Consider the following 23,177-nt stretch of genomic DNA (forward strand, 5'->3'; position numbering starts at 1 on the left):
GGAATGAGCGGGCATTTTGGTTTTGCGAGGGATTTATGAAATTTCCGCTTCCACTTCAGGCTTAGCGGAAAGCCGTTTGTCTTTCAAGATGCGGGTTTCCGCACTTTGATACATCCGATAGACGCACTCGATGATCTCTGCAAATCCCAAAAGCAGTATCAGACCCAGAATGGAGGCAAAAATGGTCATGCCCACCACATTTCGTGCAGAGGCTCGCTGATCAAGACTTGCTGCAGGTTATGGACTGCCCGGCGAAAGCCTTCCTCGATGGACATCAAGCCGTCCTCGTGCTCGATACTCACGACATCATCATAACCGACGAGGCGCAAAGCGCTCATGATGTCTGCCCACGTTTTCAGATCGTGACCATAACCGATTGTGCGGAACTGCCAGGCTCTATCCAGCATTTTCGTATAAGGCTGCATATCGGTGATCCCATGCATAGGCAAATTGAGCGGATCGATCGCCGTATCCTTGGCGTGAAAATGGTGAATCGCGTCGGCGCGCCCGAGTATGCGGATCGCCTGTACAGGATCAATGCCCTGCCACCATAAATGGCTGGGATCGAGATTGGCTCCGATGGCTTCACCTGCACGCTCTCGCAGCTTCAGGAGAGTGCCTGGCGTGTGGACAGAAAAGCCGCCGTGGAGCTCCAGACCGATTTTGATATGCCGGGACTGTGCGACCTGACCAATCTGGGTCCAGTACGGGTAGACTTTTTCCTTCCATTGCCAGTCGAGCAGCTCCTGAAAGTCGTGGGGCCAGGGAGTCACGGGCCAATTTGGATACAAGGCGTGGTCGGAATCCCCAGGGCATCCCGAGAACGTATTGACGACGGGCACTTCCAGCTGCTCCGCTAGCTGCAGCGTTTTATGCAAGAGCTGATCTGCTTCCTGCGCGATTGCCTTTTGGGGATGAAGTGGATTGCCATGGCAGGAAAGAGCACTAATACGAAGCCCCCTCGAGTGAATGGCGGCAAGAAATTGCTGCTGCTTTGTCCGACTGTCTAGCAATTCGTCGAGAGGGCAGTGAGAGTTTCCCGGATAGCCGCCGGTTCCGAGCTCAACTGCTTTCAGGCCATGGTTTGCGACGAGATCGAGCATATCCTCCCATGATTTTTGGGAAAAGAGAACGGTGAAGACACCTAGATGCATGCAAATCACCTCCGCATTCGAATCAAAATGAAATCGATTACATGAATCATACTAGATCAAGAGAATCCGAATCGTCAATAATATAAAAATATTCAAAAAACTTATTGACACCTAGGCTCTGCGTCCGCTACATTATCCTTGTAATCGATTACAATTTTGAAGGGATACCCCAGACATATGGTAACTATTCAGGAAGTAGCAAGGGAAGCGGGCGTTTCCGTTGCGACCGTATCTCGTGTCTTGAATCATCACGCCTCTGTTTCGGCGAAAACGAGAGCCAAGGTCGAGGATGTCATCGAGCGCCTTCAATACAACCCGAACATGCTCGGGAGAAATCTCCGCTGTGCGGAAAGCCGAATGCTTCTCGTCCTCGTACCAAGCATCTCCAATCCGTTTTACTCCAAAATCGTGCAGGGAATCGAAGACATCGCACGACGCAACCATTACAACACCCTGTTATGCACCACAGATTCGGATCCGGATCGTGAAAACGTCTATCTGGATCTTGTGCGAAATCGTATGGCGGACGGCGTCATTTCGATGGATCCTGCGGTTGATCTGGCGAGTATCAGACAGCTGGGGGATGAGTATCCCGTGATTCAATGCTGTGAATACAGCGAGACAGGGCAGACCCCATACGTCTCGATCGACAACCAGACAGCAGCGTATAAAGCCGTGAAGCACTTGCTGACGATGGGACACAAACGAGTGGCGATCATCAATTCAGATGAACGTTTTTTGTATGCCAGACTGCGTCAGGAAGGCTATCTGCGGGCATTGCGGGAGTTTGACATCCCTGTGGAAAGCCGTTATATCGTTCATACCGATTTGCATTTTGAAAGTGGCCATCGAGCGATGAAATCCTTGCTCTCCTTGGAGGAACGCCCCACTGCCGTTTTTGCTGTTTCCGATACGTTAGCGATCGGAGCCCTGCGCAGCATCAAGGAAGCGGAGCTGAAAGCACCTCATGACATAGCTGTTGTAGGCTTTGACAATATCCCATTTGCGAGCATGATGAATCCCAGCCTGACGACGGTATCGCAGCCGATGTACGAGATGGGGTGTGAGGCAGCACGCATGCTGATCAAGCGGATCGCTTCACCACAAGAGCGTGTGGATAGCATCGTCATGGACTACGAGCTGATCATCCGGGAATCCACGATGGGGTGAGAGCTGGCTTCGCAAGAGAAGGGCTTTATCCCGGGTTTCTTGTAAACGCTTGCAGCAGGTTTGACCCGGGTTATCTTTTATAAACAAAGGGGGAGAATGCATGAAGCGCTTTCATGTAGGCAAATGGGCAACTGTGGCACTCGCGGGTATGCTGATGCTGGCAGGCTGCGGAGGAGGTGGCTCTGCAGGCGGGGGAAACACTTCTAGCGGTCAAGCAAGTGGAAGCACTCCAGCACCGGCAGCAGCGGAGAAAGTCATTGGGATGTCGTTTCCCGCTGCTGACCACGGTTGGCTGGGGGCAGTCATCAAGAATGCGGAGGACGAAGCAAAAGCAGAAGGTCTCAAGTATGTAATTACCACTGCGGCTGATCCCAACAAGCAGACGAATGACATCGAAGACCTGATCTCGAAGAAAGTGTCAGCGATCGTTATGCTGCCGATCGAATCTGCTGCCATGACCCCGGTCGCGAAAAAAGTAAAGGATGCGGGCATTCCGTTGATCGTAGTGGACCGGGAGCTGGAGAGTGACGATTTCACTGCGCTGGTGAAGGGCGACAACAAAGGCATTGGGTCACATGCGGGAGCTTATTTGGTCGACAAGCTTGGGGGCAAAGGCAAGATCGTCGAAATCATCGGGGTACCAAGCTCCGTTACGACGATGCGCAGCGATGGCTTCCGGGAAGCGATCAAAGACCATCCTGACATGCAAGTCATCGCTAGCCAATCGGGTGACTTCCAGAAGGAAAAGTCTTTAAATGTTATGCAGAATATTCTGCAATCAGAGTCTCAGATCGATGCTGTATACACGCATGACGACGAAATGGCCCTCGGTGTGCTGCAGGCGATTAAAGAAGCAAAACGCACCGACATCAAAGTCGTAACAGGTGCGGGCGGTCATAAGGATGTGTATAAGCTGATCAAAGACGGCGACCCATTGATGCAAGCCACATTTACGTATTCGCCCCTGATGGTGAAAGACGCTGTCAAGCTTGCCGCAGATATCGTGAATGGCAAGACCCCGGCTGAGAAGGTGACCATGCTGGAGGCCACACCCATTACGAAAGACAACATCGACAAGTTCTACGACCCGAATGCAAATTATTAAATTTGCCTGATACACACAGGAGAGGACGGCCACGCAGAGGAGATGTCTGACTGTTGCCGTCCTTTCTAACTGGTAGTGAGTTTGCTGGCAGGAGGTGCGCTTGTGTCTGACAATGGCCTTCACATGCAGGGAATACACAAAGCTTTTGGTGGGGTTCCCGTATTAAAGGGCGTAGACCTGACCTTACGTCCGGGAGAGATTCACGCCCTGCTCGGAGAAAATGGTGCCGGGAAATCTACCTTGATGAACATTCTGGGTGGCATTCTGCAAGCAGATGCGGGAGAGATCTCTATCGATGGGAAACGGATTCAGATGACCGATCCCCGGGTTTCCCAACAGGCAGGAGTCCGCTTTATCCATCAAGAGCTGAATGTCGTCGGTGATCTTATGGTCTATGAAAATATTTTTCTGGGAGCGGAGTGGACGGATCGGTTTGGATTCTTGCGCGTAGAGGATATGTGCCGGCGTACGGTGGAGCTGTTGGGAAAAATGGGGGCAACGATTCATCCAAAAAGGCTGGTTCGAGATCTGGAGCCCTCGTATAAGCAGATGGTGGAGATTGCGAAGGCACTTTTAACCGATGCCAAGCTGATCATTATGGATGAACCTACGACTTCCCTTACCAACTACGAGGTCGAAAAGCTGATGGAGACGATGCGCACGCTACGGGATGGCGGAGTGGGCATCATCTACATTTCGCACAAATTAAAAGAAGTGCTGCAAATCTGTGATCGCTACACGGTTTTGCGAGACGGACAGCTAGCGGGAAGCGGGTTGATCCGAGATACAGATGAGGAAGAGCTGACGAGACTGATGGTCGGAAAATCAGTCGGGAACGAACCGCGCAAGGAAACGGTGCGTGCGGAGGAGACGTTTCTGGAGGTTTCCAATTTGAGCAGCGGAAAATGGTTTCAAGGCATTCAATTCGCTTTGGCCAAAGGAGAGATTCTCGGTTTTACCGGTCTTGCCGGAGATGGAAGGACGGAATTGTTCGAAGCCATTTTTGGTTGTCGCCCGTACACAGGAGAGATTCGTGTGAAAGGACAGCAGCACAGGCTCCGCCATCCGCGACAGGCTCTAGCGGCTGGCATTGGGCTCGTTCCGAAAAATCGCAAGGAAAATGCCATCATTAAAGACATGAGCATTATGGAAAATCTGAGTCTTACCGCACTGAAGAACTTTCAGAGCAAGCTTCTGCTGGACGGGAAAAAGGAGAAGTCTGCTTTTGAGCGATACCGCGAGCTGTTGTCCATCAAGGTAGCTGATCCCAATCTGCCCATCGTCAGTCTCAGTGGGGGAAATCAGCAAAAGGTCGTCCTGGCTAAATGGCTGGAAGCCGATCCGGAGCTTCTCATTTTCGATAATCCGACGCAGGGAATCGACGTCGGGGCAAAGGCGGAAATCTATCAAATTATTACGGAGCTGGCGAGACAAGGCAAGGCGATTATCATCCTTTCCTCCGAGCTGCCGGAGATCATGAGACTGTGTGACCGCGTCATGGTCATGTATCAGGGAGAGATTACGGGTGAGCTGACACGTCAGGAGGTAAACGAAGAGACAATCATGCTCTATGCGACAGGCGTGAAGAGGGGGAAACAAGCCGGATGATGAATCTGCCACCAACCGCACAAAACACAAAAACATCCTCCTGGAAGGCGCGAGGACAGTGGATCTGGTCGGAGTATAGCGTCATTGTAGCTTTTGTCGTCATTGTTCTGATTGCCTCCATGATCGATAGCCATTTTGCCAGTATAGACAATCTCACGAACATTTTGCGTCAGGTTTCCATCATCGGCATCATTTCGTTGGGCATGACCGTCGTGATGCTATCCGGAGGAATCGATCTTTCGGTTGGTGCCGTACTTGCTCTCTTGGGAACGTTATCCGTCAGTGTCCTGAATGCAACGCAAAGCGTGTTCCTCGCTCTATTAGCCGCTCTGGCAGCGGGTGCGATCGTGGGAAGTCTCAATGGCTTGATGGTGACCAAAGGCAGAATTCCTTCCTTTATCGCAACACTCGGCATGATGGCGTCTGCCCGTTCCATCGTACTTTACTTTGCAGAAGGGGGGAGCCTTTCAGGGAAAGCGGAGGGGTACACGGTCATTGCCAACACAGAGTGGCTTGGCCTGGCTCTGCCCGTTTACATTTTTCTGTTCATGACGCTGCTGGTGTACGTCTTGATGCACAAAACGCGTTTTGGACGTTACGTCTATGCGATCGGGAGCAATGAAAAGGCAGCCCTTCTATCTACCATTCGCGTCAATCGGGTAAAAATGGGCGTCTACATGCTGTGCAGCATATTCGTTGCGGCAGCAGCTGTGGTGGAGTCGTCCCGTCTTAACTCGATTTCGTCAGCAAGCTCGGGTCTCTCCTACGAGCTGGATGCGATTGCAGCCGTGATTATCGGCGGGACGAGAATGTCAGGGGGACGCGGGAAAGTGATCGGCACCTTCTTTGGCGTGTTGATCCTTGGAGTTTTGAATAATATGCTGAACTTGATGAATATATCGCCCTATTTGCAAGGATTGGTCAAAGGACTGATCATTATCGCAGCCGTCCTTCTGCAGAAAAAAGAACAGCAATAGCAAAAGGTCGAGGAGGTAGATACGATGACGATCAAAGTAGGTATTATCGGGTGCGGTTCAATCGCCACTCATCGACATGCACCGGAGTACGCGGATCATCCGCAAGCAGAAATCTACTACGTATACGATCCCAACCCAGATCGCGCCAAAAAGCTGGCAGAGCGTTACGGCGGACAGGTAGCTGCAAGCTGGGAAGAGATCGTGGATCACCCGGAGATTGATGCCATCAGTGATTGCTCGACGAATGAGATGCATCATCTGATTACGACCCGTGCACTGCAAAGAGGGAAGCACGTCCTCTGCGAAAAGCCGATTGCCACAACGCTGGAAGGAGCTAGACAGATCGTTGAGGCGGCCGAACAATCAGGCAAGGTGCTCATGATCGATCACAATCAACGTCTGGTTGCAGCCCACCAGATGGCTCGCCAGCTTCTTCAGTCGGGAGAGCTTGGCAAGGTGCTTTCCTTTCAAACAAGCTTTGGCCACAAAGGACCGGAGTATTGGAGTGTCAATGCGTCGAAATCGACCTGGTTTTTCAAAAAAGATCGTTCGGCTCTCGGCGTCGCCGGTGATCTAGGTATTCATAAAGTGGATCTGCTGCGGTTCCTGCTGGATGATGAGGTAGCGGAAGTGAGCGCGTTTGCAGGAGTTCTCGACAAAAAGGACGAGCAAGGGGAGCCGATCCAGGTGCACGACAATATGGTGTGCCTCCTGAAGCTGGTCTCGGGAGCAATCGGGACGGCCGCTTTTAGCTGGAGCTATTACGGAGACGAAGACAATAGCACGATTTTGTACGGAGAAAAAGGGATTATGAAAGTATTTGCAAATCCGGATGCCGATATCGAGCTCGTGAAAGCAACGGGAGAGCGCATGGTGTACAAGGTAGGTGCGATTCAGACAAATGACAACCAGACGAGCAGCGGGGTGATCGATGCGTTCCTGGAAGCTGTCCAGGGGCAGAGGGCACCCGTCGTGACAGGAGAAGATGGAGTGCGGGCTTTGATGATTATTCAAGCGGCAGTCGAGTCAGCAAAAACGGGGAAATCGGTAGCGATATTGCCTAATCATGGATAATGAACGGACAGATCGGTCACACTATGGCAGGAGGTGACCACTGTGGAACGAAACATGAATGTAAACGGTAGGGAATACAATTTTGCCACCACGTATGACGGAGATTCTCAGTACAATGTGCAGGTACGCAGCGGAAACAAGGTGGTTACGATGTTCAAGATCGCAGCAGATTCGGAGAGCGATGTATTTGATGCTGCGCTTGCCCATTTCTCTGCGGATGTAGAAATGGGGAACATCAACGTGTAAGGAAGATCAGAAGGCGCAGCCTCAGCAGGGGCTGCGATTTCTTTTCACAGGCGAGAAAAATGGACATTGCAAATGCGTGTTTTTCGTGATAAAGTATGAAATGTTTCCAAGGACACAAAAAGGGGCTGTACTGGTAAGTGGATCTGAAGCAAAAAATTTGGGATCAATGGGTTTTAATGCTGCACAAGCAGGAAGATCGTGCCAAGCGTCGTGAAGCTCTTTTACTGGAACAAATCCGGAAGAGCATGCCTGACTATGACGAGGTTGCCGATCTTTCTATCACGGAGCTGCACGTCATTCAGTCGATTGGGGAGAAAGGGAATGTAAATGTGACGTCTCTGGCTCAACGTATCGGGGTAACAAAAAGTGCTATTTCCAAAATAACAAGCAAGCTCCTGAAAAAGGGATTGATTGATCGCTATCAATTGGAGGACAACCAAAAAGAGGTGTTCTTTCGACTGACCAGCGGTGGGGAATCCGTTTTCTCGTTTCATGAAATCTTTCATAGACGTTTGGAGCGTCAAATGCTTTCCTTTCTGTCGCAGTACAGTGATTCGGAGCTGGAGTTTTTACAGAGAGTCATGCGAGATGCGACAGTAGAAATGGAGAAAAGTTGGAAGAATCAGTAATTTTTCTAGTTGCTCTTACCTTTTTTATACATCTATTGTTTCCTTGGACACAAAAATGCAGTTTGGGGTGATCCTTCTCGTGAATGCAAACAGAATTCTATTCTTACTTGGGTCTTCCATTTTAGTCGGAACGTTCGCCCAAAACTTGTTCATGCCTATCATGCCTGCGATGCAGCAAGAGTTCCATACGACTTCAACCATTATCAACTGGACCGTGTCCTTGTTTACGATGGCACTCGCGATCATGCAGGTGGTCTACGGTCCATTGGTAGATCAGTACGGACGCCGGAAGATTCTCTTACCTGCCTTAGGATTATACGTATTGGGCTCCCTTGGCTGCTATATGGTCGACACGATCCAAGGACTACTCTTTTTCCGGGTTTTTCAAGGAATCGGCTTTGCAGCGATTCCCATCGTGGCGGCTACCGTCATTGGCGATGTTTTTACGGGGGCGAAACGCGCGGAGGCGATGGGGACGTATCAGATGATGCTGGGGATTGGGCCCGCTATTGGCCCGCTGCTAGGTGGTTGGATTGGAGGCTTTGGCGGACATAGCGCGGTCTTCTTGTTTCTGACCATCACGGCTATTTGCCTTTTGGCCATGAATGCGACCTGGCTCCCGGAAACGAAAAGCGAGCAGCCTGGCGCCAAAAGGTTTGGCTTAGGCTCCTTCCGGGATATTCTTCTTCAGCCCGTCGGAGCCTCTGTCATCTTGATTGGATTTACGCAGATGTTCGCGTATCATGCTTTTCTCCTTTTCTTGCCCGTGTATCTGAATGAAACCTATCATTTGTCTGCGGGTCAGATCGGTCTTGTTTACATGTTGATCTCCGCTGTGTTTGTGCTGAGCAGCAAGACTTCAGGTCGTGTACAAAAGAAATGGGGGACGCGCAAGGCACTGGTGTTGACCTCCGCTTCTCATGCTGTCGCAACTGTCTTGTTCATGCTCGCAACAAATATCTCCCTGCCTGTAATGCTGGCTGCAAGCGCCCTATTCGGGTTTACACTGGGAATCGGTATGCCTACGCATACGACACTTCTCTCGGAAGTCTTTGAAAAAGAGCGTGCGACCGCGATTGGGGTATACAACTTCATTCGCTACATCGGGATGGCGGCTGGTCCAGTTGTAGGAGCTGCTCTGTACGGTTTAGGAGGAAATTGGCTGGAATTCGGATTGGCTGCCGTTGTGATTGCAGCTGCGGTACTGTTTGCACGCGTACAAATCCGCAAACAGCAGCAGCGAAGCATCGCACCTACTGCCTAAAGTGGCACACAAATCTTTTCATGCTCCTTTAAATGTGCTACAACAAGAAGGATAGTCAGGTTCGGGAGGAGCAAAGACAGGTATGCATCAGCAGCATGAACAAAGTCCACTGCAAATACTTGAGAGATGGACGAAGAACCCATCTACGATACAAAACGTCACAGAAGGCGAATGGCTTGGCTTATTGCGGGAAATCGAGCAGCAGAGGAATGCGGAGCTCAGGGACGAAGAGCTTGACCATGCAGAGGCTGTCGTGCTGACAAAGCTGGCAGCCCTGCGCATGAACAAAAAAGGCGGGGCAACCCTGGCTGAGGAATGGCTGGAACGTGCTGCAGCGGTAGATCCATCCTATCAGCCTGCCTGGGAAACGCAGCTGCAGCTCTATTATTCGTTTTTACGTGAGCATGTGTTTGCCAATGCCTTCCCCGTGATCCGAGAAACAGACAACGTGGTGACGCGGAGGCGAACAGTAGAGGTACTGAGTGCACTAGCTTCCACAGAAATCGCCGAAATAGGAAAGTGGCGTTCGTTAGCTGCAAAAGCGACATCGGCAGCTCGAAAGCTGCAGGATGCCGAAAAGGAGGCGACTGCACAAGGGGTCGAGCAGCTGTATGCAGAGCGAGGGCGGTTGCTTCTGGAGCTGACCGAAAGAGTCCAAGCGTATGGAAATTCTCTGTCTGGCGTGTTCTTTTCCACTGAGCTGCTCTCCCAGCTGCAGGAGACAATCCGAAAACTGGCTGAACAGCACGAGTTAAAAACGCGTCTTTTGTCAAAGGAAGAGCCTGTAGACAGTATGCAGGAGAAAAAAGGGGAGAAGGCCGCTCTGGAGCAGCTGGAAGACCTGATTGGACTGGAAGAAATCAAGCAGCGGGTTCGCCAGCTTGCCCAGTTTTTGCAGTACCGCCAGCTTCGTGAGGAAAAAGGCTGGCATATGCAGGATGAGTTGCCCTTGCACCTCGTTTTGATGGGGAATCCAGGTACGGGAAAAACGACGCTAGCGAGGTTGATTGCCCGTCTGTATCATGAACTGGGTTTATTGGAAAAAGGGCAGATGATTGAGGTGGATCGCTCCCATCTGGTCGGCGCTTATGTGGGGCAGACCGAGCAGCGTGTCATGGAGCTTGTAAAGCAGGCAAATGGCGGGGTTTTGTTCATTGATGAAGCCTATAGTCTGAAACGACCAGACAGCTCGGGGAGTGACTATGGACAGGTCGCGATCGATACACTGGTTTCAGCGATGACCAGCGGGGAGTACGCGGGTCGGTTTGTAGTCATTTTGGCAGGATACCCCGAAGAAATGCGTCATTTTCTGCAAGCCAATCCGGGGCTCTACAGCCGGTTTCCACAGACAGGACACTTCCTTTTGCCGAACTACTCCGCTCAGGAATTGATGCAAATCGCCGATCATGTAGCCTTGCGCAACGACTTTTTCTTGACGGAGCAGGCGAAGCGAGCGCTTCTTGCTCGCATCGAAAAAGCCCAAGTGGACGATACCTTCGGGAATGCGAGAACGGTTACCAACATCGTCCTGGACGCGATTTTTGCAAAAGGACGTGCAACCGCTGGAAGAAAGCTGGGCTGGGAGGATTATACCATCCTGCTTCCTGAGGATGTGGCGGAGGAAGAGAAAGCTTCGACAGAGGATTCGGCGACAGCACAGCTGGAGGGCTTGATCGGCCTTGAGCAGGTGAAGGCTGAATTGAAGAAAATCGCTGCATTCGTAGCCGTACAAAAAGAGCGTGGCACTCTGGGAATGCCGATGAGCCCTGTCGAGCTGCATGCCGTTTTTGCAGGGAACCCTGGGACAGGCAAGACCACCGTCGCCTCGTTGTACGCCCAGATCCTGCAAGAGATTGGCTATTTGAAAAGAGGACATCTGGTGCAGGCGAGCCGCGCAGATCTGGTGGCAGGCTACGTCGGACAGACAGCTGCTTTGACCCGCAGAAAAGTGAGAGAAGCGCTCGGCGGTGTTTTGTTTATCGACGAAGCTTATTCCTTGCTGGGACATGGCGAAAATGACTTTGGTCACGAAGCCATCCATACGCTGGTGGAGGAAATGACCAGACATGAGGAAAATCTGGTTGTCGTCCTCGCAGGATACCCGCTGGAAATGAATCAGCTGCTTGCGAGCAACCCGGGCCTGCTTTCGCGCTTCAAAAAATACGTCCACTTCGCTGATTACTCGGTAGACGAATTAGTCCTCATTCTAGAGCAGGCAGCCATGCAAGCTGGCTACCAAATCGAGGCGAGTGTCATCGTGAAAATCAAAGACAGCTTAAACGAAGCGAAAAAAACACGCCACTTGGACGGGAATGCCAGATTTAGCCGCAATCTGCTGCAGGAAGCCATGCAGAACCAGGCGCTGCGCTTGATGGAAGTACCAAAGCAGGAGTGGGATCAGGCGCTGCTGACCACGCTGGAATGGGCAGATTTTGCACCGCTGCTCGAATGGATCGGGGAGGAAAAAGGGACAGAAGTCTAGCTTTTTGTCCCTTCACCGGTTCTTTCTACGCTTTTTTCATAGACACTCTTTCCCGTATAATGGAAACATTACGTAATTTCTGGGAAGGGTGTTTTTGTATTGCGCAGATATTGGCAGACAGGGCTTTCGACCGTCGTTGCCCTTACTCTTTTGGCGATGACGCTCCCGATAGATGCAAAAGAGCGGGAAGGACGACGGGGCCATATTGAGATCGAAGCGAAAAAACAAACGATGCGGCAACAGACGGCAGGATCGTCTGCGCTCGTCATCATTCAGTTAAGCGGACCGGTACAAGAAGAGTGGAAGGAAGAAATCGAAGACCTCGATGTCAGGCTGGGTGACTATTTGCCGGATTTTGCTTTCGTGGCAAAGCTCGCACGCTCTTCGGATCAAAAGAAGCTGGAAAAGCTGTCCTTTGTGAAGAGTGTCAAGCCATTCTCCCCAGTTTCGAAAATCTCTCCTGCACTTCGATCTGCACTCGGCAAAGAAGAGGCTGCAGAAGTGGCGATGATTCGCTTTGACGACGACAGCAGCAAGAGCCGAATGAATGGCAAGGCGGATCAACGAGAAGAAGATAGCAGCCATGAAATGGCAAGGATGACGCGAGAAAAGAAGAGTGGACAAGCCTTGGAGGAGTTCGTTTTGTCCGAGGATATCGTTGCGCTCGTGCCCATTCCTCAAAATACGCTGCGAAACGATGTGGCTTCCACTATTCTGCATGTGGACGAGCTCTCCTCCTCGGGCTATCGCGGGAGAGGGCAGATCATCGGTGTAGCCGATACAGGGCTGGATACCGGGGACGAGGCTTCGCTGCACCCGGATTTGCAAGGGCAGGTCGAGCGTTTGCATACGCTGGGCAGACCAGGGGATGCAAGCGATTTGAACGGACATGGTACGCACATCACGGGCTCCATTCTCGGAACCGGTGCTGCTTCGGAAGGAAAAAGGAAAGGGATGGCGCCAGAGGCCAAACTCGTCTTTCATGCCATCGAAAATGAAGAGGAAGGTCTGGAGACAGACGTAGAGAGAATTTTGAGCGAGGCATACGAGGACGGGGCACGGATCCACTCCGATTCCTGGGGAGATGACGATGAAGGGGAGTACAGCTATACCTCGTACCTCTTTGACAAATTTTTATGGGAGCATCCGGACATGACTGCCCTCGTGGCCGCAGGCAATGTCGGCGATAACGGCTACCAGACCATCGGCAGTCCGGCAACAGCCAAAAACGTCATCGCTGTTGGAGCGACGGAAAACGAGAGGCCACGCTTCGGATCACAGTCTGATGACGCAGATGATGTCTGGCGGTTCAGCAGCCGGGGATTGACGGAGGATGGCAGGATCAAGCCCGATCTTGTTGCACCAGGTACCTCGATTCTCTCCGTTCGATCTTCACTCGCTCCAGGGAAAAACTTCGATCAAATGTACGATGAACAGTACGCGTATATGACGGGCACGAGTATGTCGACTGCGATCCTGGCCGGCGGCGTCGCGCAGGTACGCGAATTTTTGAACGAGCAGGGCGAGAAAGCACCCAGTGCAGCGCTGATCAAAGCCATCCTGCTTAGCAGTGCGGATGAGCTGAACGAGGATATGCGCTTGCAAGGGTATGGTCGAGCCAACCTGAAAAGCGCCATTCAAACAAACTACCTAGATGAAAAGAAGGGCTTGCGGACAAAGGAAAAGGCATCATTCGCCATCGAAGTGTCGGATGATTCAAAACCGTTGGCGATTACACTCGCTTGGACGGACTATCCTGCCTCTCTGGCAGCCAAACGCGCATTGGTTAATGACTTGAATCTGACGGTGACGACTCCAAAAGGCAAGAAGCTGAATGGGAACGATTTTTTCCAGGCTCCTTTCGATGACGAGGTAGATAATCTGAACAACGTCGAACAGATATGGATCGAGGAGCCGGAAAAAGGAGAATACAAGGTGGTTGTGCAAGGCTACAACATACCGAAGGGTCCACAGCCATTTGCGATTGCGACGACGGGCAAATGGGCAGAAAAACCAGAGCAGCCTCCTGCAAAGACACCGAAGGAAGTTACGTACAGAGGAACTGTCGATACCGAGAAGAATTACCGGGAGTATACCATCCGGCTCATGCGCGATGGTGACGTCAAGCTGACAGCCGAATGGGCGGAAAAAGCGGATGTGAATCTGTTTCTGTACAATCGGAAAAAAGAGCTGATTGCTGCAAGTACAAGCAAAGCCAACCCGGAAAAGCTAGAGGTAGAAAACCTGAAATCCGGTCTGTACAAAATCAGAGTTGAGCTCAAAAAAGGAGAGAAAGCAAGGTTTTTGTTATCGCTTCTTTATCCAGGCAGGTGGTAGATTACGCACAGAAAAAAGGATCGGTCCTTCAGAATGCTTCGGGCCGGTCCTTTTTTTCTTGGATTCGCACGTGTTCCTTATTGGTGAGACGGCGCTGTAACCTGTTCCGTGCTTTTCAGCCATTCAAGCGCCCGCAAGGCAATTTCCAAACACAATCGCCGGTGGGGGAGCATGTAATCTTCCCCGAGGCATTCTGCGATTTTGTCGAGTCGATGGTACAGCGTTTGTCTGTGGATGTAGAGCTTTTCCGCAGCCTCTTGTTTGGACAGATTGGTGTCCAGATAGACGCGCAGGGTGTGTACCAGCTGTGATCCATGCTCCCGATCATAAAGGAGGAGCGGCTCGAGGTAATCATGAATGAAGCTTTTCAGCACGGGCTCGTGCGGGATGTGGAAAAGTAGGCGAAATAGGCCAAGGTCTGCAAAAAACGGGCTTTGCGCTTCATTTTGGAAAGCGAGTGCTTGTTCTGCCTCTGCCAGATGCTTGCCTGCATCCGCCAGTTTTTTTCCAGTCCGTCCTATGCCAAACCAGATATGGGTATCTGCTCCGAGCATTTGCTTCGTGATGCGTGTCAGCTCTTTCATTACCTTTTCCAGTAAACGTCGTGAATCTGCCACTGCCTGTTTTTCGACGAGAAGAAAGGTAAACCGTTGCCCCGTACAGCGAACAAAAGGGCGGATGCCTAAGCGGGTCAAGGCAGAGCGAAATACGGCTGTCAAATCGTGGGGTGGCTGCGCATCGGGATGATCTCCTGTACTTCTCTGGAAAGAGAGCAGCAGGGTGTGATAGGAAGGGGGCTTGCCTGTCATGGGAAGACCCATCACGGATCGCATCCATTCTTCCGGGACGGGCCGGTTGGCAATCAAATCATCGAACAGGCGATTTTCAGTGGCCAAAGCTTGTTCCTCGACAAACATTTTGCGCATCATGATTTGAGCGAGTGTGCTGACCGTACTGTCCAAGGTCAGGAGCAGATACTCATCGGTTTGACGTTCAAAGAGAACAAGTCCGACATAGGCTAGCAAGTGCCCCATCGCCATTACAGGGTGATAGATTATCTGCTTCGTGTCGGTCAGGGCAAAGGAGCCTGCTGTCGTGATCGGTTCCTCTCTTTGTCCAAAGTGTGTACGCAGCAGCTCAGTGAGCTCGGATTGGACGCTTTGAGGGAGGGGAGGAACATAGAGGGGAGTGCTCTCTGGCGTATAGAAAAACACCTGTGTTTGGACGGCCGTCTGAAAATGCTGCAAGACTCTAGGGATTCCCTGTGTTTGCAGGCTGATCTGTTGAAGGCTGCGGGAGTACGCTTCTAGATCGCGCAGTGCCTGCATTTGGCGGTTGACCAAATGCTCGTGCAGGTCCTGGGTAATATCGACAAAACGGACCGGCTGATGAAAGACGATGAGCGGAAACTCGTGGTGATTAGCCAGTTCCAGCATGTCTTGGGGAATCTGCGGGATGTAATCGCCGAGCTCCATGCACAACCCGACTGCTTTTCTGCGAATCAGCTCGGACAAGTAAGACAGTCGCTTTTCCCGTTCTCCGCCAAAGCCAAGGCCAGTCGAGAGGATCAGTTCTCCTCCGTTTAAATATTGGCAGGAATCAGCAGACTCGATGACGTGGACCCAGCGTATCGGGCGTGCGAGACCTCGACTGCCAGCCACTACCTCCGCGTGTTTGAACAAGGGACGTCTGATCGATTCCGCAACAGTTAAGCGCCAGTCATTGCTCATAAAATCCCTCCTCACGTGTCTGCATGAAAATAGGTGGCTCTCTTTTCTTGAATTTGACATTCTGTATGATTCAGACTAATCAATGATTGTCGTTTTGTCTAGTGATGACAGGTATTGTTTTTGGATAAAATGGAATTGTCAAACAATGAACGAACGTGGAGGAGTTGAGCGGATGAGCACAACAACTGTCGGCAATCCATTAAAAAACTACATCGGAGGAGAATGGGTCGAATCCCAGACGAGTCGCTATGAAGATATTCCGAACCCAGCAACGGGGGAACTGTTATCGCGCGTTCCGCTTTCTACCAGGGAAGACGTAGATCTGGCCGTTCAAGCAGCGAAAGCAGCTTTTGTCGGGTGGAGCGCGACTCCTGTTGTAGATCGGGCGCGGGTGATGTTCCGTTTTCAAAATCTCTTGTTTCAGCACCAGGATGAGCTTGCCGAAATGATTACAAAAGAAAACGGAAAGAATTTTCCGGAAGCACAAGCGGAAGTTTTGCGCGGCATCGAAATGGTAGAGTTCGCATGTGGAATGCCGACGCTCTTGATGGGCGAGACGCTGCCGAACATCGCAAACCAAATCGATGGGCAGGTCCTTCGCTTTCCTTTGGGCGTCGTCGCAGGGATCACCCCGTTCAATTTCCCGATGATGGTTCCCATGTGGATGTTCCCGATCGCGATTGCTGCGGGTAATACGTTTGTCCTGAAGCCTTCAGAGCGTACCCCGATCTCCAGCGTCCGCATCGCCGAGCTGTTAAAGGAAGCAGGATTGCCAGACGGAGTGTTCAACGTTGTCAACGGAGCTCATGATGTCGTGAACGGGTTGCTGGACCATCCAGATGTAAAGGCAATTTCATTCGTAGGCTCCCAGCCGGTAGCAGAATACGTGTACAAGACGGCCGCTGCCAATGGCAAGCGCGTACAGGCTTTGGCAGGGGCGAAAAATCACCACCTGGTCATGCCAGATACGGATCTGCGCCGTGCTGCGAAAACGATTGCCAGCTCTGCGTTTGGATGTGCAGGAGAGCGTTGCATGGCAGCGAGTGCCGTAGTTGTTGTGGAAGAGGTCGCGGATCAGCTCATCTCCCACTTGATCGAAGAATCCAATTCACTGAGTATGGGGAACGGTCTGGAAGAAGGAGTTGACCTGGGTCCTGTCATCCGCGACTCCCATTTGTCCAAAGTCCATGATTACATCGAAAAAGGCGTAGCTGCTGGTGCAGACCTGGTTCGGGACGGACGCGAGGATGCAAAAGCACATTCAGACGGCTACTTCCTCGGCCCAACGATTTTTGACAAGGCAAATGCGGAAATGGTCATCGTACGGGACGAAATCTTCGCGCCAGTTCTGAGCGTCATGCGCGTGAAGGATTTCGAGGATGGCTTGGAGACGATTAGCCGCTCCCGCTTTGGCAATGGGGCAACCATTTATACGAACAACGGGAAATGGGGTCGGGAGTTCGTACAGCGAGTGGAAGCGGGTATGGTCGGTGTGAACGTAGGAGTGCCGGCACCAATGGGCTTCTTTGCTTTCTCTGGCTGGAAGCAGTCGTTCTACGGAGATTTGCATGCAAACGGGAAAGACGGCGTGTTGTTCTATACAAAGAAAAAGACAGTGACATCGCGTTGGTTTGAGGATGGAGATACCAGCATCGGATCGCAAAAAGTGTTCGTGAAATAAGGAGGAATCTGGGATGGAAGATCAGCTGACGCAATCCTTTGACAAAGAAAGCCTGCTGGATGCAGACCGTTCTCATATGTGGCATCATATGTCTCCGTACAACCCCAATCCGATGATCGTGACCGAAGCGAGCGGCTCGTGGATCACGGACATTGACGGGAACCGCTATCTGGACGGGATGTCCGGTCTGTGGTGCGTAAACATCGGGTATGGCCGCCAGGAGCTCGCCGATGCGGCGTATGAACAGCTGAAGCAGCTGGCGTATTTTCCGTTGACGCAAAGCCATGTGCCGGCGATTCGTCTGGCGGAAAAAGTCAGTGAATGGCTGGGGGAAGAGTACCGCGTCTTTTTCTCCAACAGTGGCTCGGAAGCCAACGAAGTCGCCTTTAAAATCGCGCGCCAATTCCATCATCAAAACGGGGAGCCGGGCCGATACAAATTCATTTCCCGCCACCGTGCGTATCACGGAAACACGATGGGGGCGCTGGCAGCAACAGGCCAATCCATCCGCAAAGAGAAGTACGAACCGTTGGCTCCAGGCTTCCTGCATGTCCCACCGCCGTATTGCTACCGCTGTCCGGCAGGCAAGTCGTACGGCAAGTGCAATATGGAATGCGCCCAGTTTTTCGATCAGTTCATCAACTGGGAAGGGGAAAAGTCGGTAGCGGCGGTAATTATGGAGCCGACCATTACCGGAGGCGGAGTCATCGTACCTGCTCCTGAGTACATGCCAAAGGTTCGCGAGATTTGCGACAAGTACGGGGTACTGATGATTGTGGATGAAGTCATTTGCGGCTTCGGTCGATCCGGTGAGCGATTTGGTCACCAAAACTTCGGCGTCAAGCCGGACATCGTGACGATGGCGAAAGGGATCACCAGCGCCTATCTGCCGTTGTCAGCGACTGCGGTACGCGCCTCCATCGCAGATAAATTCAACGAGCAAGGAACCAACCTGCACTTCCGTCACGTGAATACGTTTGGCGGCAACCCTGCAGCTTGTGCGCTGGCCCTGAAAAACCTCGAGCTGATGGAGGAAGAACAGCTGGTTGAGCGCTCCAAGGAGCTGGGAGAAGAGCTGCGCACCAAGCTAGCCTTCCTGGCCGATCATCCTTATGTAGGGGATATTCGCAGCTTTGGGTTCCTGATGGGGATCGAGATGGTGGAGGACCGTAAAACGAAGGAGCCTGCCGCACCGGCCAAGCTGACACAGGTCATTGCCGAATGCAAAAAACGCGGGCTGATTATCGGACGAAATGGAGATACCATCCCTGGCTTCAATAATGTGCTGACTCTTTCGCCTCCTTTTAGCACGACCAGTGATGATATTGACTTTATCGCTCAGGTAATGAAAGCGGCGTTTGATACACTAGAGTAAACGAGTAGCACCCGTTTCGAAAAGCAGGTAAGATCGACAGGCGATTTCAGCCATGTTGATCATCTACCTGCTTTTTTCTGTCTGTTTCTGTCATTCTTTTTTATGGCGTGGTAAAAAATGATGCGATACACTAACTATTGTGGCAAATAACATTCACATCAACCAAGTCTCGGGAGGATATCATGAAACGTATTTGTGTATTCGCAGGCTCCAATCCTGGAGTCAATCCTGCTTTCGAACAAATTGCACAAGAGCTGGGCAGAGAGCTGGTCGCACGCGAGCTTGACTTGGTGTATGGCGGGTCCAATATGGGACTGATGGGGAGAGTAGCCAACTCCGTACTGGCGGGTGGAGGAAAAGCGATCGGGATCATGCCGACGGGACTTTTCCGTGGTGAAATCGTGCATACTGGCTTAACGGAGCTGCACGAAGTAAATACGATGCACGAGAGAAAAGCCATGATGAATGATCTATCTGACGGCTTTATTGCATTGCCAGGCGGTTACGGGACATTCGAGGAAATTTTTGAAGTGGTGAGCTGGGGTCAAATCGGCATCCATACAAAACCGATTGGGCTGCTGAACGTAGACGGCTATTACACCCCCTTGATGGAAATGGTGAACCATGCGACGGCAGCGGGATTCATCCCTGTGATGCAAGGTGAGCTGATCTTGTGCGAGAGCGATCCTGCTGTTTTGTTGGATAAAATGCGGGATTACACGCCTCCGGTGAAAACGAACAAATGGTCGGAATTGACCGAGAAGGAATAGAGTAGAAGAGAATACTTAGGGGAAGGACCGGGGCTCGTCTGGAGAGATCCGGTCTTATTTATACAGTAAGAATTTAAAAGGTTCTTAGCCAGTAAAAGTGCAACTAAGGCTCCGCCAAAAGCTTGGCGGAGCCAAGTTTTCTAATTTTCAAGGGTTCCCCTCGTTCTCATTCCCTTCGGCTCCCTCGAAGACTCCTTCCAACACAATTCCATTCATTTTTCTGAGGAGAAATAATAGAGGAGGGTAGGAGATCAGACTGAAGAATAAAGCATAAAAACTAGTAAGGAAAGGGGTGATGATGAGGATCATCAGAGCGGCGGGTAAACCTGTGAGGACAATACTTCCGATGTTCGCGGTTGCTGTTACATTTAAAAGAGCAATCACAAACTGAAAAATGGCCACCAATAAGCCGATCGCCAAGCCCGCCACCACGCATAGCTTGATGTAGGAAGAAATTTTAAGAGACTTCAATGTCACGCGATCATAGCTCTTTTTTTCCACTGACTCATACCCCCGTAGCAAGATCGTTCCCAAATTTTCATTAGCTTGTCTGAGCAGCCTAATGCCTAATCGGGTTCTCCACAGTTACTCGAATCGTTTTGTTATTCGTTTCGTGATCGGGATCTTTGTAAATAAATTTTATCATATTTTTCCAATTATTAGTTAAAAATGCATGACAGCGTGTTAGGAATTTTTCCAGCAGAACGTATCGGCATGTGACTGTTCAAAATCTGTGAGTCCCTTCCCTCCTCATAATTCTCATGTGCAACCATGTCCTGCCTTGTACAAGTGTCCGGAAGTGTCCCCGACCACCATTTGGAGAAATTGGCGGAGCCGAGCTGATTTGACATAGAGGACTAGCCTATGCCTACTGCGATTTAGTGGGTTCTGAGCTGTATCCCTCGTGATTGTGACCCCATCAGAAAAAATGAGGAACAAAAGGGGAGGAAGTAACAAAAAAGAGAGTGGCCAGCTTAATCGTTGACCATCCAGGAGGAATACATATTAGCGAAGGAAAGAGACGATTGGCGTTTGAAAAAACAAAGCAGCTCGGACTGATCGCTCAGCGGGCTGCTTTTTTTATACCTTGACAATGCTAGTCGAAAGATGGTATTTTTAAACAATATGAAATAACCGAGTATCAATATCGGATTAATTGGTTTTTTTGCATCTTACAGAGAGAGCAAGAGGAGGAACTACCATGATTCAATCGAAGAAAATGCTGCAGCTTTCCGCATCTGCTGCACTGCTGGCGACTTTGGTTTTGCCGCAATTTGCAAGTGCTGCCGAACAGCCAACCGCTGCTGCTGCACCTGTAACGCTTTCTGTACAGCAAGCGTCTAGCGAGAATGTGGAGTTTAGCAGCTATGTAAAGCAGCAATACGGAATCCAGCTTACAGGAAATGTGTCGCGTGACCAGTACGGAACCGCATTGGCCAAAGTAGTGGCAAGCGTTACCAGTATAACGGAAAAAGAGGCAGCTGCCAAAGGTTTCTTGTCCGCAGGATCGACGCCGCTGCTTTTGGGTGAAGCGATCAGTGCGACAGTCCAAGCAGCTGATTTGAAAGAGCTGGCTCTTACATACAGCGAACAGAAGGTAGCGGCAGCCTTGAAAAAAGCAGGCATTTCCTATGCAAAGGGAGGCTCCCTCTCGCAAAAGACTGCTCAGGGTATTGCTGTAGCATTGGATACAGGCATCGTTTCAGCGAGTCAGCTGAGCGCCAGTAAAGTGACCGGTGCCGTTTCAGCGGATCTTGCCTATCAATTGCTTGGAAAGGTATCGGAGCTCGGCGGTCATTATAAAAACTACCTCGGTACGATCAGCGAGGGCGGGATATACGGTAAATTGGCTCAAGCGTGGCACGAATCTCAAATCCTGAAGGCAGGAGAGCTGCAGGAAGTCGTGGATACGGCTCTCAAACAAAACCTCGTAACGGGCTACAATTTGAAGGATGCAGCATTTGACCCGCACTTTGATCCAGCGCGGACCATTACCTATGGTCACAGCGATCTTAGCCATGCCATTCAATTGATCGGCCTTTTGAAAAGCGAAGGCATCGATGCAAAAGTCCAGTTCGAGCCAAAGACTTCGGCATTCATCTATCTGAAAGAGTGGGGAGAGCCTGTTCAAACAGATGATTACCAAGTGGTCCAAATTGAAAATGGCAACTACATCGCCTACGCGAAAGAATACGACCTTAGCTTCGAATTTGCGAGCGTCGAAGACAAAAAACGCTTCCAGCCGCTAATTTTGCAATATGCGAAGAAAGATGCAGAGGATCAAACAGGGCTGATCAAAGGCTCCTGGTGGCAGCCACTCTACCACTCTCGTACAGAGCTGGCAGACTACCCTGTCATCACCAATAACCTTTTGAAAGAGGGCCGCTATATCGTGCAGTCGTTCTCGCTGAATGACCAATCGGCGAAAGTAGTGGAAGGCTTTAAGAAGCTGGACAGCAAGCTTACGGTGGAGACCTATCAGTTCTGGGTAGACCAGCCGTTCTACAACTATTTGCTGGGTGAGTATAAATAAGAATAAGCAAAAAGCATCTTTTGCGGATCAAAGGCGCCATTCGGCCCAATGATTCCCCAGAAGATGCTTTTTTTGCCTGTTGGACCGCCCGGTTCTCCCTTCAGATGTGATTCTCTCGGTGATCACTGAGTACTTCCTCGATCGTTCGTCTGGAAATGGCCGAAAGAACGGGATTCGTATGGCGATAGTAAGCGAGCGCCGTGAGTCCAAACGATAGGGCCCAACCCCTCCCGCGTAGCCAGGTCGCATCGTCAACGGCTAAACCCTCGCGAAAAGCCGGTCGGGATTGCGCGTTTAAGACGGTCCAAGCGCACATACAGTCACATGCAGGATCGCCTACTCCCAAGAGACCAAAGTCAATGACAGCGCTCAGACGGCTATTTTGTACCAACAGATTTCCCGGATGGAGATCGCCGTGCAGCCAGACAGGCTCTCCCTCCCATTTCGGAGCATGAAGGGAGGCTTCCCACGCTTCGGCTGCTTCTGTTCTATCAAATACATCGTGCAGAGCTTCGATTGCTTTTCGTACGGCTGCATCGCGAAGGATAAGCGGCTCCCCACGACCTGAATTGTGAGGGCCAGGTGCCGGTCCTTCTGTGGAAGGGAATTGCTGGAGCGCTCTGAGAAAGGAGGCCATGGAATGTGCAGCGTGTGGAAGATCCCCGATGGGTTCGTTCACGGCGTTATCCCCTTCGAGCCAACGATATACAGACCATCTCCACGGATAGCCCAGGGCTGGCATTCCCATCGCTATTGGTGTCGGTATGGGGAGCGGGAGCACGGGGGCCATGGAAGGCAGCCATTTGTGTTCTTTTTCGACCTGTCCGATGGCCCAGTCTACGCGAGGAATTCGGACGGACATGTGTTCTCCGAGCCGGAAGATGACATTGTCGGTTCCTCCTGATTGTACGGCAACGAGTGGAAGATCCGCCCACTGGGGGAATTGTCCTGCGATCAAACGCTTTACGAGAGCTTCGTCGATCTGCGGTGCTTGTGAATGGTTCATAGTCAAAAGCACAACTCCTTCTATCAGCTATCCTTT

19 protein-coding genes are annotated in these 23,177 nt (G+C 51.2%); 14 read left to right on the top strand and 5 right to left on the bottom strand.

Going from position 1 to position 23,177, the window contains the following annotated elements; genetic code table 11:
* Positions 1-33 precede the first annotated feature (33 nt).
* Complete coding sequence (locus EDM59_RS30955) at positions 34-189, bottom strand: hypothetical protein (protein WP_183192791.1); 156 nt, start codon at positions 187-189, stop codon at positions 34-36.
* Positions 186-1,154 (bottom strand): sugar phosphate isomerase/epimerase family protein, encoded by a 969-nt coding sequence (locus EDM59_RS03805; protein WP_122922386.1) that lies wholly within the window; start codon positions 1,152-1,154, stop codon positions 186-188. Before EDM59_RS03805 ends, EDM59_RS30955 begins: the two co-directional genes overlap by 4 nt.
* A 177-nt stretch (positions 1,155-1,331) precedes the next feature.
* On the opposite strand from EDM59_RS03805, the gene EDM59_RS03810 reads away from it, so the two are divergent.
* The 10 genes from EDM59_RS03810 (at position 1,332) to EDM59_RS03855 (ending at position 14,046) form a co-directional block, all read left to right on the top strand.
* The gene (locus EDM59_RS03810) at positions 1,332-2,324 is read left to right on the top strand and encodes a LacI family DNA-binding transcriptional regulator (RefSeq protein WP_122922387.1); all 993 of its coding nucleotides are present in this window, start codon (positions 1,332-1,334) and stop codon (positions 2,322-2,324) included.
* 100 nt (positions 2,325-2,424) lie between these two features.
* Entirely contained in the window at positions 2,425-3,429 is a 1,005-nt protein-coding gene (locus EDM59_RS03815) for a substrate-binding domain-containing protein (protein ID WP_246010884.1), read from the top strand.
* A gap of 102 nt (positions 3,430-3,531) precedes the next feature.
* Positions 3,532-5,037: a sugar ABC transporter ATP-binding protein gene (locus EDM59_RS03820; RefSeq protein ID WP_342769176.1), complete on the top strand. Its 1,506-nt coding sequence runs from the start codon at positions 3,532-3,534 to the stop codon at positions 5,035-5,037.
* Positions 5,034-6,014 carry an ABC transporter permease gene (locus tag EDM59_RS03825; RefSeq protein WP_122922388.1) on the top strand — a complete coding sequence of 327 codons (981 nt, stop codon included), beginning with the start codon at positions 5,034-5,036 and terminating at the stop codon, positions 6,012-6,014. The genes EDM59_RS03820 and EDM59_RS03825 overlap by 4 nt, the downstream gene beginning before the upstream one ends.
* Before the next feature lie 24 nt (positions 6,015-6,038).
* On the top strand, positions 6,039-7,088 hold the full coding sequence (locus tag EDM59_RS03830) for a Gfo/Idh/MocA family protein (RefSeq protein WP_122922389.1): 1,050 nt from the start codon (positions 6,039-6,041) through the stop codon (positions 7,086-7,088).
* 42 nt (positions 7,089-7,130) lie between these two features.
* On the top strand, positions 7,131-7,334 hold the full coding sequence (locus EDM59_RS03835; protein ID WP_174769239.1) for a hypothetical protein: 204 nt from the start codon (positions 7,131-7,133) through the stop codon (positions 7,332-7,334).
* A gap of 137 nt (positions 7,335-7,471) precedes the next feature.
* On the top strand, positions 7,472-7,963 hold the full coding sequence (locus EDM59_RS03840) for a MarR family transcriptional regulator (RefSeq protein WP_122922391.1): 492 nt from the start codon (positions 7,472-7,474) through the stop codon (positions 7,961-7,963).
* Between the two features lie 79 nt (positions 7,964-8,042).
* Positions 8,043-9,227 carry an MFS transporter gene (locus tag EDM59_RS03845; RefSeq protein WP_122922392.1) on the top strand — a complete coding sequence of 395 codons (1,185 nt, stop codon included), beginning with the start codon at positions 8,043-8,045 and terminating at the stop codon, positions 9,225-9,227.
* Positions 9,228-9,309: 82 nt separating this feature from the next.
* Complete coding sequence (locus tag EDM59_RS03850; protein ID WP_122922393.1) at positions 9,310-11,709, top strand: AAA family ATPase; 2,400 nt, start codon at positions 9,310-9,312, stop codon at positions 11,707-11,709.
* Positions 11,710-11,808: 99 nt separating this feature from the next.
* Positions 11,809-14,046 (top strand): S8 family serine peptidase, encoded by a 2,238-nt coding sequence (locus EDM59_RS03855; protein ID WP_342769177.1) that lies wholly within the window; start codon positions 11,809-11,811, stop codon positions 14,044-14,046.
* 77 nt (positions 14,047-14,123) lie between these two features.
* On the opposite strand, the gene EDM59_RS03860 is transcribed toward EDM59_RS03855, so the two are convergent.
* Positions 14,124-15,776: a PucR family transcriptional regulator gene (locus tag EDM59_RS03860; protein ID WP_122922394.1), complete on the bottom strand. Its 1,653-nt coding sequence runs from the start codon at positions 15,774-15,776 to the stop codon at positions 14,124-14,126.
* Between the two features lie 172 nt (positions 15,777-15,948).
* On the opposite strand from EDM59_RS03860, the gene EDM59_RS03865 reads away from it, so the two are divergent.
* The 3 genes from EDM59_RS03865 to EDM59_RS03875 all read left to right on the top strand — a co-directional run bounded on the left by EDM59_RS03865 (position 15,949) and on the right by EDM59_RS03875 (position 19,602).
* Positions 15,949-17,457, top strand: coding sequence for a CoA-acylating methylmalonate-semialdehyde dehydrogenase (locus EDM59_RS03865; RefSeq protein ID WP_122922395.1), 1,509 nt, complete (start codon positions 15,949-15,951; stop codon positions 17,455-17,457).
* A 13-nt stretch (positions 17,458-17,470) separates the two neighbouring features.
* Complete coding sequence (locus EDM59_RS03870) at positions 17,471-18,832, top strand: aspartate aminotransferase family protein (protein WP_122922396.1); 1,362 nt, start codon at positions 17,471-17,473, stop codon at positions 18,830-18,832.
* Between the two features lie 182 nt (positions 18,833-19,014).
* Positions 19,015-19,602 (top strand): LOG family protein, encoded by a 588-nt coding sequence (locus EDM59_RS03875; RefSeq protein ID WP_122922397.1) that lies wholly within the window; start codon positions 19,015-19,017, stop codon positions 19,600-19,602.
* 147 nt (positions 19,603-19,749) lie between these two features.
* Here EDM59_RS03875 and EDM59_RS03880 read toward each other — a convergent pair whose 3' ends face one another.
* The gene (locus tag EDM59_RS03880; protein ID WP_122922398.1) at positions 19,750-20,103 is read right to left on the bottom strand and encodes a hypothetical protein; all 354 of its coding nucleotides are present in this window, start codon (positions 20,101-20,103) and stop codon (positions 19,750-19,752) included.
* A gap of 700 nt (positions 20,104-20,803) precedes the next feature.
* Here EDM59_RS03880 and EDM59_RS03885 point away from each other — a divergent pair.
* Complete coding sequence (locus EDM59_RS03885) at positions 20,804-22,135, top strand: hypothetical protein (protein ID WP_122922399.1); 1,332 nt, start codon at positions 20,804-20,806, stop codon at positions 22,133-22,135.
* Between the two features lie 100 nt (positions 22,136-22,235).
* Here the strand turns inward: EDM59_RS03885 and EDM59_RS03890 are convergent, their stop codons facing one another.
* A complete protein-coding gene (locus EDM59_RS03890) occupies positions 22,236-23,141 on the bottom strand; it encodes an aminoglycoside phosphotransferase family protein (protein ID WP_122922400.1) in 906 nt (301 codons plus the stop codon).
* Positions 23,142-23,177: the final 36 nt, after the last annotated feature.

The organism is Brevibacillus nitrificans, from assembly GCF_003710965.1.
In the GTDB taxonomy this organism is placed as follows: domain Bacteria; phylum Bacillota; class Bacilli; order Brevibacillales; family Brevibacillaceae; genus Brevibacillus; species Brevibacillus centrosporus.